Here is a 13364-nt window from a genome sequence, read left to right on the forward strand (position 1 = left end):
GAGTACATCGTGCGCAAGTTGATCCAATTGGTACTGTTAAGCGCTGCCGTTCTGGCAGGCCCGGCCTTCGCCGACATGAAAATTGCCGTGCTGAACTATCAGCAGGCACTGCTCGAGTCGGACGCTGCGAAGAAGTACGCAGTCGATGCCGAGAAGAAATTCGGTCCGCAACTGACCAAGCTCAAGGCCCTGGAAACCAGCGCCAAAGGCATTCAGGACCGCCTGGTCAAAGAAGGCGACAAACTGCAGCAAGGCGAGCGTGAGCGTCTGGAGCTTGAATTCAAGCAAAAGGCCCGCGACTTCCAGTTCCAGTCCAAAGAGCTGAACGAAGCCAAAGCCGCTGCTGACCGTGAAATGCTGAAGAAGCTGAAGCCGACTCTGGACAAGGCTGTTGAAGACGTCATCAAGAACGGCGCCTTCGACCTGGTGCTCGAGCGTGGTGCGGTGATCGATGTCAAACCTCAGTACGACATCACTCGCCAAGTCATCGAGCGCATGAACCAGTCGCGTTAATCATGACGGCTTCGGTTTTCTCCCTCGGCCAGTTGGCCGAGCGTCTAGGTGCCACCCTGCGTGGCGCTGCGGACACCCGCATCAGCGGGCTGGCCACCTTGCATGAGGCAGGTCCGGATCAGCTGAGTTTTCTGGCCAACCCCCAATACCGCAAATTCCTCGCCGACTGCAAAGCCGGCGCGGTGTTGCTGACCGCGGCAGATGCCGAAGGTTATGCCGGCGCGGCCTTGGTGGTAGCCAATCCCTACCTGGCCTATGCCGAGCTTTCCCATCTGTTCGATCGCAAACCCCGCGCGACAGCAGGCGTTCACGCCACTGCCATCGTTGCGGCGGATGCTGTGGTCGATGCCACTGCCAGTATCGGTGCTTATGCAGTGATCGAGAGTGGTGCGCAGATCGGTGCCGGGGTGACCATCGGTGCGCAGTGCTTTATCGGCGCGCGTACCGTGATCGGCGAGGGCGGCTGGTTGGCACCACGCGTCACGCTGTACCACGACGTGCAGATCGGCAAGCGGGTGGTGATTCAGTCGGGTGCCGTGATCGGCGGCGAAGGCTTCGGCTTTGCCAATGAAAAAGGCGTGTGGCAGAAGATCGCCCAGATCGGCGGCGTCACCCTGGGTGATGACGTCGAAGTGGGTTCCAACACCACCATCGACCGTGGCGCGCTGGCCGATACCATCATTGGTAACGGGGTGAAGCTGGATAACCAGATCATGATCGCGCACAACGTTCAGGTCGGTGATCACACTGCCATGGCCGCCTGTGTCGGGATTTCCGGCAGCACCAAGATCGGTAAGCACTGTATGCTTGCCGGCGGCGTGGGCCTGGTGGGGCATATTGATATCTGTGATGGCGTGTTCGTCACGGGCATGACCATGGTGACCCGCTCGATTACCGAGCCCGGTTCCTATTCTTCCGGCACCGCCATGCAAACGGCTGCGGAATGGCGCAAGAGCGCTGCCCGTTTCCGTAATCTCGATGACATGGCGCGTCGTCTGCAGCAGCTAGAAAAGCGTCTGGCCGCCGTGACCCCGGCCGACGATGCTTCATCTGATGCGTGACTGACGGCATTCGTCAGTCCCCTTCCTCTATTACAGGCTTTTCCGAACATGATGGACATTAACCAGATCCGCGAATACTTGCCGCACCGCTACCCGTTCCTGCTGGTAGACCGTGTGGTCGATTTGGATGTGGCAGACAAGACCATTCGCGCCTACAAGAATGTCAGCATCAACGAGCCTTTTTTCAACGGTCACTTCCCTGAACACCCGATCATGCCGGGTGTGCTGATCATCGAAGCCATGGCCCAAGCCGCCGGCATCCTGGGTTTCAAGATGCTTGACGTGAAGCCGGCCGATGGCACGCTTTACTACTTCGTCGGCTCCGATAAGCTGCGTTTTCGCCAGCCCGTGACCCCGGGCGACCAGCTGATTCTTGAAGCCAAGTTCATCAGCTCCAAGCGCAGTATCTGGAAGTTCGCCTGCCGCGCCAGTGTTGACGGCAAAGAAGTGTGCTCGGCAGAAATCATCTGTGCGGAAAGGAAACTATGAGTTTGATTGACCCTCGCGCGATCATCGATCCGACTGCCAAGCTCGCCGACGACGTAGAAGTCGGTCCTTGGTCGATCGTCGGTCCCGGTGTGGAAATCGGCGAGGGTACGGTTATCGGCCCCCATGTGATTCTCAAAGGGCCGACGCGCATTGGTAAGCACAACCGCATCTACCAGTTTTCCTCGGTGGGCGAAGACACCCCTGATCTCAAGTACAAGGGCGAAGACACCCGCCTGGTGATCGGCGATCACAACGTCATTCGCGAAGGCGTGACCATTCACCGTGGCACCATCCAGGATCGCGCGGAAACCACCATTGGCGACCACAACCTGATCATGGCCTATGCCCATGTCGGGCATGACAGCGTGATCGGCAACCACTGCATTCTGGTTAACAACACCGCCCTGGCCGGTCATGTGCATGTGCATGACTGGGCGATTCTGTCCGGTTTCACCCTGGTGCATCAGTTCTGCCATATCGGCGCCCACAGCTTTTCCGGCATGGGCACTGCCATCGGCAAGGACGTACCGGCTTATGTCACCGTGTTCGGCAACCCGGCCGAAGCGCGCAGCATGAACTTCGAGGGCATGCGCCGTCGGGGCTTCAGCGAAGAGGCGATTCAGGCCCTGCGCCGTGCCTATAAAGTGGTGTATCGCCAAGGGTTGACCGTCGACAAGGCGCTGGCCGAGCTGGCAGAGTCCGCGGCCCAGTACCCCGAAGTCGCGGTGTTTATCGACTCGATCAAAGCTTCGTCGCGCGGCATTACCCGCTAACCATGGGCGCTCCAGTGCGTATCGCCATCGTTGCCGGTGAGGCGTCAGGCGACATCCTCGGCGCGGGTCTGATGCATGCCCTCAAGGCGCAGCATCCTCAGGTTGAATTCATTGGTGTCGGCGGCCCGCGTATGCAGGCCGAAGGCATGAACGCCTATTTCCCTATGGAGCGCCTGGCCGTAATGGGCCTGGTGGAAGTGCTGGGCCGGCTGCCGGAGCTGCTGTCGCGGCGCAAGCGTCTGCTCCAGACCCTGATCGCGGCCAAGCCCGATGTGTTTATTGGTATCGACGCGCCCGACTTCAACCTCGACCTCGAACTAAAGCTGCGCCGCGCCGGCATCAAGACCGTGCACTACGTCAGCCCCTCGGTCTGGGCCTGGCGGCAGAAGCGCGTGCTGAAGATCCGCGAAGCCTGCGACTTGATGCTGACCCTGTTCCCCTTCGAGGCGAAGTTCTACGACGAGCATCAAGTGCCCGTACGTTTCGTTGGTCATACCCTGGCAGACGCCATCCCGCTGGAAGCCGACCGTGCAGCAGCCCGTGCCGAGCTGAATCTGCCGGAGAGCGGTCCGGTGGTGGCCTTGATGCCGGGTAGCCGTGGCGGTGAAGTGTCTCGTCTGGGCAGTCTGTTTCTCGATGCCGCGGTGCGCCTGCGGGCCTTGCGCCCTGGCGTGCGGTTTGTGCTGCCTTGCGCCAGCCCGGAGCGTCGTATGCAAATCGAAGCGCAGCTAGTCGGTCACGATATCCCCGTGACCCTGCTCGACGGCCACTCGCACACCGCCCTTGCGGCGTGCGACGCCGTGCTGATCGCCTCGGGTACCGCCACGCTGGAGGCGCTGCTGTACAAGCGGCCGATGGTGGTGGCGTACCGCGTAGCGCCGATGACCTACTGCATTCTCAAGCGCATGCTGAAAAGCCCCTATGTGTCGCTGCCCAACCTGCTTGCCGGCCGCCTGTTGGTGCCTGAGCTATTGCAGGACGCCGCCACCCCGGAAGCCTTGGCGCAAACACTGGCACCGCTTCTGACTGGCGGCCAGGCGCAAACCGAATTTTTCGATCAGATCCACCGCACCTTGCGTCGCGACGCATCCACCGAAGCGGCCAAGGCCGTGCTTGAACTGGTGGGAGCGCGCTGATGCAGTTGGGTCTGGATTTCACTCTGGTGGAGGAGCTGGTTGCCGGCGTTGACGAGGTGGGTCGCGGCCCGCTCTGTGGTGCGGTGGTGACGGCGGCGGTGATTCTCGACCCTGCGCGGCCGATCCTCGGCCTCAATGACTCGAAAAAGCTCACCGAAGCCAAGCGCGAAAAGCTCTTCGACGAAATCAAAGAGAAAGCCCTGGCCTGGTGCATCGCTCGCGCCGAGGTCGAAGAAATCGACCAGCTGAATATTCTGCACGCCACCATGCTGGCCATGCAGCGTGCGGTCGAAGGTTTGAGCGTGACACCGCGCCTGGCGCTGATCGACGGCAACCGCTGCCCAAAACTGCAGGTGCCCAGCGCCTCGGTGGTGCAGGGCGACAGCAAGGTGCCGGCCATTGCTGCGGCCTCGATTCTGGCCAAGGTCAGCCGTGACCGCGAGATGCAGGAAATGGAAGCGCTGTATCCGGGTTACGGCATTGGTGGGCATAAAGGTTATCCAACACCAGTACACCTGGAAGCGTTGCAGCGTCTGGGTCCGACGCCGATCCACCGGCGCTCCTTCGCCCCCGTGCGGCGCTTATTGGAAGACGTTTAAAGCTCTGAGCTGATGTTTGCGCCAAGGCCCGGTACAATCCGGGCCTTGTCGTTTTTGCGCTTTATAGGATCAGCATGCCGGCCACCTTTGTTCACCTGCGTTTGCATACCGAGTTCTCCCTGATCGACGGCCTGGTGCGGGTCAAACCGCTGGTCAAGGCGGCCGCCGGTTCAGGTATGCCAGCGGTGGCGGTTACCGATCAGCGCAACCTGTGCTCCCTGGTGAAGTTCTATAAAGCGGCGATGGGCGCTGGCATCAAGCCGATCTGCGGTGCCGACCTGTGGCTGGCGAGCAAAGACGAAGACGGCCAGCTCAGCCGCATGACCCTGCTGGTAATGAATGCCAAGGGTTACCGCAACCTCACTGAATTGATCTCCCGCGGCTTCACCGAAGGTCAGCGCAATGGCGAAGTGATCATTGAGCGTGAGTGGGTCAAGGAAGCGTCCGAGGGGCTGATTGCCCTGTCCGGTGCCAAAGAAGGCGAAATTGGCCTCAATCTGCTGGCCGGCAATATCCAGGAAGCCGAAGCCTCGCTGCGTGAGTGGCAGGACGTGTTCCCCGACCGTTTCTACCTCGAGCTGCAACGCACCAGCCGCGTCAACGACGAAGAATACCTGCACCTGGCGGTCGAACTGGCTGGCCGTTGTGACGCCATGCTGGTGGCCACCAACGACGTGCGTTTTATCAAGCAGGGCGACTTCGAAGCTCACGAAACCCGCGTGTGCATCGGTGAGGGTCGTGCCCTCGATGATCCGCGCCGCGCTCGCAGCTACAGCGACCAGCAGTACCTGAAATCGCCGGAAGAAATGTGGGAGCTGTTCAGCGATATCCCCGAGGCGCTGGAAAACACCGTCGAAATCGCCAAGCGTTGCAATATCGAAATCCTGCTGGGCAAGAGCTTCTTGCCCAACTTCCCGGTGCCGGACGGCATGACCATGGACGAGTTCTTCCGCAAGATCTCCTTCGAGGGGCTGGAAGAGCGTCTGGCGGTGCTGTGGCCGAAAGAGACCACGCCCAACTATGAAGAGAAACGCCAGGTCTATGTCGACCGGCTGAATTTCGAGCTGGATATCATCATCCAGATGGGCTTCCCCGGTTACTTCCTGATCGTGATGGACTTTATCCAGTGGGCCAAGCGCAACGGCATTCCGGTCGGCCCGGGCCGGGGGTCAGGTGCCGGTTCCCTGGTGGCTTACGTGCAGAAGATCACCGACCTCGACCCCCTGCAGTACGACCTGCTGTTCGAACGTTTCCTGAACCCGGAACGGGTATCCATGCCCGACTTCGATATCGACTTCTGCATGGACGGCCGCGACCGCGTAATCGAATACGTGGCCCAAACGTACGGCCGCAACGCGGTTAGCCAGATCATCACCTTCGGCACCATGGCGGCGAAAGCGGTGGTGCGCGACGTGGCGCGGGTGCAGGGCAAGTCTTACGGCTTGGCGGATCGCCTGTCGAAGATGATTCCCTTTGAAGTGGGCATGACCCTGGAAAAAGCCTACGAGCAGGAAGAAATCCTCCGTGACTTCCTCAAGGTCGACGAAGAGGCCGCTGAAATCTGGGAGATGGCCAAGAAGCTTGAAGGCGTTACCCGTAACGTCGGCAAGCACGCCGGTGGTGTGGTTATCGCCCCGACCAAACTCACCGACTTTGCCGCGATCTATTGCGACGACGAAGGCGGCGGTCTGGTAACCCAGTTCGACAAAGACGACGTGGAAGCCGCTGGCCTGGTGAAGTTCGACTTCCTCGGCCTGCGCACCCTGACCATCATCGACTGGGCGCTGAAAACCATTAACCGCGACCGCGCCAAAGTTGGCGACGGCCCGCTGAACATCGACTTTATTCCGCTGGACGACAAGCCGACCTACGCGCTGTTGCAGAAGGCAGAAACCACTGCGGTATTCCAGCTCGAATCGCGCGGCATGAAAGAGCTGATCAAAAAGCTCAAGCCCGACTGCCTGGAAGACCTTATCGCACTGGTGGCGCTGTTCCGTCCGGGCCCGCTGCAGTCCGGCATGGTGGATGACTTTATCAACCGTAAGCACGGTCGTGCCGAGCTGGCCTACCCGCATCCGGACTACCAGTACGACGGCCTCAAGCCGGTGCTGCTGCCGACCTACGGCATCATCCTGTACCAGGAACAGGTGATGCAGATCGCCCAGGTGATGGCCGGCTACACCCTCGGTGAGGCGGATATGCTGCGCCGCGCCATGGGTAAGAAAAAGCCCGAGGAAATGGCCAAGCAACGCGGCGGCTTTATTGACGGTTGCGCGAAGAACAATATCGACGCGGACCTGGCCGGTAACATTTTCGACCTGGTAGAGAAATTCGCCGGTTACGGCTTCAACAAATCCCACTCCGCCGCCTATGGCCTGGTGTCGTACCAGACCGCCTGGCTGAAGGCCCACTACCCATCGCCGTTTATGGCGGCGGTGTTGTCGGCGGATATGCACAACACCGACAAGGTGGTGACCCTGATCGAAGAGTGCCGCAGCATGAAGCTGCGCCTCGACGCACCGGATGTGAATACCTCGGAATTCAAGTTCACGGTGAACGACGACGGCCGCATTGTTTACGGCCTGGGTGCGATCAAGGGTGTGGGCGAGGGGCCGGTGGAGGCGATTGTCGAGTCGCGTCAGGCCGGGCCGTTCAAGGACCTGTTCGACTTCTGCGCCCGTGTCGACCTCAAGCGCATCAACAAGCGCACCACCGATGCCTTGATCCGCAGCGGCGCGCTGGACCGCCTGGGCCCGTACTTCCACGACGAAATCAAAGCCTATCAGGCCAATATCGACCGCAACCGCGCGGTGCTTCTGGCCTCGATGGAAGAAGCGATTCAGGCCGCCGAGCAGACTGCGCGCAGCCACGACAGCGGCCATGCCGACCTGTTTGGCGGGGTGTTCGGTGACGCCGACCTGGACGTCTATGCCAAGCACAAGAAGGCCAAGGAGCTGTCGCTCAAAGAACGTCTGCGCGGTGAGAAGGAAACCCTGGGCCTGTACCTCACCGGTCACCCGATCGACGAGTACGAAGGCGAAATCCGTCGCTTCGCCCGCCAGCGCATCATCGACTTGAAGCCTGCGCGCGACAGCCAGACCATTGCCGGGCTGATCGTCAATCTGCGGGTAATGAAGAACAAGAAGGGCGACAAGATGGGCTTTATCACCCTCGATGACCGCTCCGGGCGCATCGAAGCCTCGTTGTTTGCCGATGCCTTCAACTCCGCCCAGGCGCTGCTGCAGACCGACGCGCTGGTGGTGGTCGAAGGTGAAGTGAGTAACGACGATTTCTCCGGCGGCCTGCGCCTGCGCGCCAAACGCGTGATGAGCCTGGAAGATGCGCGCACCGGCCTGGCCGAAAGCCTGCGGGTGCGGGTGCAGAGCGATGCATTGAAAGGTGATCGCCTGCGTTGGTTGGCTGAGTTGTGCAAGAAGCATCGCGGCGGCTGCCCGATCACCCTCGACTACACCGGCAGCGAAGCCAAGGCCTTGTTGCAGTTCGGTGAAGGCTGGCGGATCGACCCGGCCGATGGATTGATTCAGACATTGCGTGACCAGTTCGGGCGCGACAACGTCTTTTTGCACTATCGCTAGTTTTTGGCGTGCCGAGCGGGGATCCCTGCTCGCCGCACGGTTTTTACTCTCGACCTGACTGCGCCTGTTCCCGTAAGGTAAGGCGCTCAACGGACTAAGCCGCCAGGCCACGGCCTCGGCGCAAGACGGATGACTATGAACCCGAACTTTCTCGATTTCGAACAGCCGATTGCCGATCTGCAAGCCAAGATCGAAGAGCTGCGCCTGGTCGGTAACGACAATTCGCTGAACATCAGTGATGAAATTGCCCGTCTGCAAGACAAGAGCAACACGCTGACCGCGAGCATCTTCGGCAGCCTCACCAGCTGGCAAATCGCCAAGCTGGCCCGCCATCCGCGTCGCCCCTACACCCTCGATTACATCGAACATATCTTCACCGAGTTCGACGAACTGCACGGCGACCGCCATTTTTCTGATGACCCGGCCATCGTTGGCGGCGTAGCCCGTCTCAACGATCAGCCAGTCATGGTGATCGGTCACCAGAAAGGCCGCGAAGTGCGCGAGAAAGTTCGCCGCAACTTCGGCATGCCACGACCAGAGGGCTACCGCAAAGCCTGCCGCCTGATGGAAATGGCTGAGCGTTTCAAAATGCCGATCCTGACCTTTATCGACACCCCGGGCGCCTACCCGGGCATCGACGCCGAAGAGCGTGGCCAGAGCGAAGCCATTGCCTGGAACCTGCGCGTGATGGCGCGGCTGAAAACGCCGATCATCGCCACCGTAATCGGTGAAGGTGGTTCCGGCGGCGCACTGGCCATTGGCGTGTGTGATCAATTGAACATGCTGCAGTACTCCACCTACGCGGTGATCTCGCCGGAAGGTTGTGCTTCCATTCTGTGGAAAACCGCCGAAAAGGCCCCGGATGCTGCTGAAGCCATGGGTATTACTGCCGAGCGCCTGAAAGGCCTGGGCATCGTAGATAAAGTGATCGACGAGCCGCTGGGTGGCGCGCATTCGGCACCGGCCGTGGCCGCTGCCTCGATTCGTGCCGCATTGGGTGAGCAGTTGGCGTCCTTGCAGAAGTTCGATATCGATGCGCTGCTGGCGCGTCGCTACGACCGTCTGATGAGCTACGGCATTGCCTAAATGAATCTGCACGCCAGGTTGCTAGCTGGCCTGGCACCCTGGCGTGCTGCGCCGGCCTGGCATATCGCTTTGTCCGGTGGCCTGGACTCCAGCGTTCTGCTCCACCTCTTGGCGACCCTCGGGCACACCGAGCGCTTGCCACCTCTTAATGCCATTCATATCCATCACGGCCTGCAGGCTGCGGCTGACGGCTGGCCGGCGCATTGTCAGCGGCTGTGTGATGGGTTGGGTGTGCCGCTGCGCATTATTAATGTGCAGGTTGCCCCGGGTGCCAGTTTGGAACGGGCGGCCCGCGAGGCGCGTTATCAGGCGTTTACCCAGGTGTTGGGGGAGGCCGAGGTACTGCTCACCGCGCAGCACCGCGATGACCAGGCGGAGACCTTACTGTTTCGCTTGCTGCGCGGTGCCGGTGTGCGTGGCTTGGCCGGTATTCCAGCGAGCCGCCCGTTAGGGCGGGGCAACGTGGTGCGACCACTGCTGGATTGTTCGCGTGCCGAGTTGCTGGCCTATGCCCACGAGCACGGCCTGAGTTGGGTGGACGATCCCAGCAATGCCGACCCGGCCTACGCGCGCAACCATCTGCGGCATCAGGTGTTCCCGCAGTTCGCCGCGCACTGGCCGCAGGCGGCGCACACACTTGCGCGCAGTGCGGCGCATTTGCGCGAGGCGCAGGGCTTGCTGGACGAACTCGCCGAACTGGACCTGAAGCCGGCGCAAACCCCCAGCCCCTTCGCCTGGCTGAACCTGCCATCGCTGGTTTTGCAACCGTTGCTCAGCCTTTCGCCCGAGCGCCAACGCAATGCCCTGCGCCATTGGCTGGCACCGCTGACCCTGCTGCCCGACAGCGAGCACTGGGCCGGATGGCTGGACTTGCGTGATGCCGGCGCTGAGGCCAAGCCGGTATGGCGTCTGGCTCAGGGTGAGCTGCACCGCGAGGGCGGGCGTCTGTGGTGGTTGAGTGGTGCCTGGCTGGCGGCACCGGTGCCACCACTGGTCTGGTCTGCGCCCGAGCACCCGCTGCAACTCCCGGGCAATGGCCAATTGAGCCTGCAAGGCGAAGCACCCGGTGGGCCATTGCAGGTGCGCTATCGCCAAGGTGGGGAAGTTATGAATCTGCCGGGTCGCGGTCATCGCGATCTCAAACGCCTGCTCAATGAACAGGCAATTCCAGCTTTTGTTCGGCCAAGATTGCCATTGTTGTTTCGCGGTGATGAGTTGGTGGCAGTCGCCAATCTGCCTGCAATCCGCGGCGCTGCTGAGGCGGACTGGCAATTGCAGTGGCAGGCGCCGACGAATGACCAACGTTTGAGCTGAAAGGGTAGTTCCGGTAGACTACGCTCCCGTCTCATACAGCTAATGCGGAGTCCTTCGGATTCTCTGCACGGCTATCAATTTTCACGGCATCGTCTTTGGCTTTGTCGGTAATGGGTGGGCAGCAGCCCTCCTTCAGCTTTCCCCGGCGGCGCAAACCGCCTAAACGCAGACTTCTAGGGTTTTTCATGACGCGCTACATATTCGTCACGGGCGGTGTTGTTTCTTCATTGGGGAAAGGCATCGCCTCGGCTTCATTGGCGGCTATCCTGGAGGCGCGGGGCCTGAAGGTCACCATGCTTAAACTGGACCCTTATATCAACGTCGATCCGGGCACCATGAGCCCGTTCCAGCACGGTGAAGTGTTCGTCACTCACGACGGTGCCGAGACCGACCTCGACCTTGGTCACTATGAGCGGTTTATCCGCACCACCATGACCAAGGGCAATAACTTCACCACCGGCCGCGTCTACGAAGACGTGCTGCGCAAAGAGCGCCGTGGTGACTACCTGGGTGCGACCATCCAGGTCATTCCGCATATCACCGACGAAATCAAACGCCGCATTATCAAAGGTGCAGGCGATGCCGACGTGGCCATGGTGGAAATCGGCGGTACCGTTGGCGACATCGAGTCCCAGCCGTTCCTCGAAGCCATCCGCCAGTTGCGCGTGGAAGTGGGTGCCAAGCGCGCCATGCTGATGCACCTGACCCTGGTGCCGTACATCGCCACCGCTGGCGAAACCAAGACCAAGCCGACCCAGCACTCGGTGAAAGAGCTGCGCTCCATCGGCCTGCAGCCGGACGTGCTGATCTGCCGTTCCGACCACCCGATCGATGTGTCCTCGCGTCGCAAGATTGCTCTGTTCACCAACGTTGAAGAACGTGCGGTGATCGGTCTGGAAGACGTCGACACCATCTACAAGATTCCTTCCGTATTGCACGCCCAGGGCCTGGACGATTTCGTCGTCGAGCGCTTCGGTCTGGAGTGCGGCGGTGCCGACCTGTCCGAGTGGGACCGGGTTGTCGATGCCAAGCTGAACCCGGAAAAAGAAGTCAACATCGCCATGGTCGGCAAGTACATGGAGCTGCTGGACGCTTACAAATCGCTGATCGAAGCGATGAGTCACGCCGGCATCCAGAACCGCACCAAGGTCAACCTGCGTTACATCGATTCCGAAGACATCGAGCAGCAAGGCACCGGCCTGCTGGAAGGCGTGGACGCCATTCTGGTACCCGGCGGCTTCGGTCTGCGCGGCGTGGAAGGCAAGATCACCACGGTGCAATACGCCCGTGAAAACAAGATCCCGTACCTGGGTATCTGCCTCGGTATGCAGGTGGCGGTTATCGAGTTCGCCCGTAACGTGCTGGGCTGGACCGATGCCAACTCCACCGAGTTCGACAAGGTCAGCGGTCACCCGGTTGTCGGTTTGATCACCGAGTGGGAAGACGCCGAAGGCGGTGTGGAAATTCGCACCGAAGCCTCGGACCTGGGCGGCACCATGCGTCTCGGCGCGCAGGATTGCCACCTGATCGAAGGCTCGAAAGTATTCGACTGCTATGCGAAAGAAACCATCGTTGAGCGTCACCGTCACCGCTATGAAGTGAACAACAACCTGCTGCCAAAACTGCAGGAAGCCGGCCTGAAAATCACCGGCCGTTCTGCCGATGGTGCCCTGGTTGAAGTGGTGGAAGCACCGGATCACCCGTGGTTCGTGGCTTGCCAGTTCCACCCGGAGTTCACCTCTACTCCGCGCGATGGTCACCCATTGTTCAGTGGTTTCGTTAACGCCGCACTGGCGCAGAAAGCGAGAAAGGCATGACCCAGAAAGTCATCAAGGTTGGCAATATCGAAATCGCCAACGACAAACCCTTTGTGCTGTTCGGCGGTATCAACGTTCTTGAATCCCGCGACCTGGCGATGAAAGCCTGCGAAGAATACGTGCGCGTTACCGACAAGCTCGGTATCCCTTACGTGTTCAAGGCCAGCTTCGACAAAGCCAACCGCTCCTCTGTGACCTCCTTCCGTGGCCCAGGCCTGGAAGAGGGCATGAAGATTTTCGAAGAAGTGAAGAAAACCTTCGGCGTGCCCGTCATCACTGACGTGCACGAGCCAGAGCAAGCTGCTCCGGTTGCCGCCGTGTGCGACATCATTCAGTTGCCTGCCTTCTTGTCCCGTCAGACCGATCTGGTCGTAGCCATGGCCAAGACCGGCGCGATCATCAACATCAAGAAAGCCCAGTTCCTCGCCCCCCAGGAAATGAAACATATCCTGGCCAAGTGCGTCGAAGCCGGTAACGACCAGTTGATCCTTTGCGAGCGTGGTTCGAGCTTCGGTTACAACAACCTGGTGGTGGACATGCTTGGCTTCGGCATCATGAAGTCGTTTGAATACCCGGTGTTCTTCGACGTGACCCATGCCCTGCAAATGCCGGGCGGGCGTTCCGATTCCGCTGGCGGCCGTCGTGCCCAGGTCACCGACCTGGCCAAGGCTGGCATGAGCCAGGGCCTGGCGGGCTTGTTCCTTGAAGCCCACCCGGACCCGGACAACGCCAAGTGCGATGGCCCCTGTGCCTTGCGTCTGGACAAGCTGGAGCCGTTCCTGACCCAGCTCAAGGCCCTGGACGACCTGGTCAAGAGCTTCCCGCCGATTGAGACTGCCTAAGCGCAGCAACTTTCGGTAAAGTGCCGCTCGGGCGAGCTCTGACCCGTGAGTCAGAGAGTCGTCGAGCCGGCCGCTCTGGTTTCAAGCTGCCTGCATCAACCTCTCTGCAGCGCCGTTTTCGTCATATTTTGGAGTGTT

At 60.6% G+C, this 13364-nt stretch carries 11 protein-coding genes; all 11 read left to right on the plus strand.

Annotated elements, in window-relative coordinates; genetic code table 11:
* Nucleotides 1-9 precede the first annotated feature (9 nt).
* The gene (locus tag ACVW0Y_RS16900; RefSeq protein ID WP_457439719.1) at nucleotides 10-513 is read left to right on the plus strand and encodes an OmpH family outer membrane protein; all 504 of its coding nucleotides are present in this window, start codon (nucleotides 10-12) and stop codon (nucleotides 511-513) included.
* Nucleotides 514-515: 2 nt separating this feature from the next.
* A complete protein-coding gene (gene lpxD / locus ACVW0Y_RS16905; RefSeq protein ID WP_457439721.1) occupies nucleotides 516-1574 on the plus strand; it encodes a UDP-3-O-(3-hydroxymyristoyl)glucosamine N-acyltransferase in 1059 nt (352 codons plus the stop codon).
* A gap of 48 nt (nucleotides 1575-1622) precedes the next feature.
* Nucleotides 1623-2063, plus strand: coding sequence for a 3-hydroxyacyl-ACP dehydratase FabZ (fabZ, locus tag ACVW0Y_RS16910; RefSeq protein WP_457439723.1), 441 nt, complete (start codon nucleotides 1623-1625; stop codon nucleotides 2061-2063).
* Nucleotides 2060-2836, plus strand: a complete 777-nt coding sequence (gene lpxA / locus ACVW0Y_RS16915) for an acyl-ACP--UDP-N-acetylglucosamine O-acyltransferase (RefSeq protein ID WP_457439725.1) — start codon at nucleotides 2060-2062, stop codon at nucleotides 2834-2836. The genes fabZ and lpxA overlap by 4 nt, the downstream gene beginning before the upstream one ends.
* Before the next feature lie 2 nt (nucleotides 2837-2838).
* Nucleotides 2839-3972: a lipid-A-disaccharide synthase gene (gene lpxB, locus ACVW0Y_RS16920; RefSeq protein WP_457439726.1), complete on the plus strand. Its 1134-nt coding sequence runs from the start codon at nucleotides 2839-2841 to the stop codon at nucleotides 3970-3972.
* Nucleotides 3972-4571, plus strand: a complete 600-nt coding sequence (gene rnhB, locus ACVW0Y_RS16925; RefSeq protein WP_457439728.1) for a ribonuclease HII — start codon at nucleotides 3972-3974, stop codon at nucleotides 4569-4571. The genes lpxB and rnhB overlap by 1 nt, the downstream gene beginning before the upstream one ends.
* 74 nt (nucleotides 4572-4645) lie before the next feature.
* The gene (gene dnaE / locus ACVW0Y_RS16930; protein WP_457439729.1) at nucleotides 4646-8167 is read left to right on the plus strand and encodes a DNA polymerase III subunit alpha; all 3522 of its coding nucleotides are present in this window, start codon (nucleotides 4646-4648) and stop codon (nucleotides 8165-8167) included.
* Nucleotides 8168-8302: 135 nt separating this feature from the next.
* Nucleotides 8303-9253 carry an acetyl-CoA carboxylase carboxyltransferase subunit alpha gene (locus ACVW0Y_RS16935; RefSeq protein ID WP_457439784.1) on the plus strand — a complete coding sequence of 317 codons (951 nt, stop codon included), beginning with the start codon at nucleotides 8303-8305 and terminating at the stop codon, nucleotides 9251-9253.
* Nucleotides 9254-10567, plus strand: coding sequence for a tRNA lysidine(34) synthetase TilS (tilS, locus tag ACVW0Y_RS16940; protein WP_457439731.1), 1314 nt, complete (start codon nucleotides 9254-9256; stop codon nucleotides 10565-10567).
* 185 nt (nucleotides 10568-10752) lie between these two features.
* Entirely contained in the window at nucleotides 10753-12384 is a 1632-nt protein-coding gene (locus tag ACVW0Y_RS16945; RefSeq protein ID WP_108095927.1) for a CTP synthase, read from the plus strand.
* Nucleotides 12381-13226, plus strand: coding sequence for a 3-deoxy-8-phosphooctulonate synthase (kdsA, locus tag ACVW0Y_RS16950; protein WP_457439733.1), 846 nt, complete (start codon nucleotides 12381-12383; stop codon nucleotides 13224-13226). Before ACVW0Y_RS16945 ends, kdsA begins: the two co-directional genes overlap by 4 nt.
* Nucleotides 13227-13364: the final 138 nt, after the last annotated feature.

The organism is Pseudomonas sp. TE3786, from assembly GCF_054057335.1.

Bases quoted from the DNA above. Each gene is read 5' to 3' on its own strand.
- lpxD (WP_457439721.1), top strand. From the start codon at position 516: ATGACGGCTTCGGTTTTCTCCCTCGGCCAGTTGGCCGAGCGTCTAGGT.
- fabZ (WP_457439723.1), top strand. From the start codon at position 1,623: ATGATGGACATTAACCAGATCCGCGAATACTTGCCGCACCGCTACCCG.
- lpxA (WP_457439725.1), top strand. From the start codon at position 2,060: ATGAGTTTGATTGACCCTCGCGCGATCATCGATCCGACTGCCAAGCTC.
- lpxB (WP_457439726.1), top strand. From the start codon at position 2,839: ATGGGCGCTCCAGTGCGTATCGCCATCGTTGCCGGTGAGGCGTCAGGC.
- rnhB (WP_457439728.1), top strand. From the start codon at position 3,972: ATGCAGTTGGGTCTGGATTTCACTCTGGTGGAGGAGCTGGTTGCCGGC.
- dnaE (WP_457439729.1), top strand. From the start codon at position 4,646: ATGCCGGCCACCTTTGTTCACCTGCGTTTGCATACCGAGTTCTCCCTG.
- ACVW0Y_RS16935 (WP_457439784.1), top strand. From the start codon at position 8,303: ATGAACCCGAACTTTCTCGATTTCGAACAGCCGATTGCCGATCTGCAA.
- tilS (WP_457439731.1), top strand. From the start codon at position 9,254: ATGAATCTGCACGCCAGGTTGCTAGCTGGCCTGGCACCCTGGCGTGCT.
- ACVW0Y_RS16945 (WP_108095927.1), top strand. From the start codon at position 10,753: ATGACGCGCTACATATTCGTCACGGGCGGTGTTGTTTCTTCATTGGGG.
- kdsA (WP_457439733.1), top strand. From the start codon at position 12,381: ATGACCCAGAAAGTCATCAAGGTTGGCAATATCGAAATCGCCAACGAC.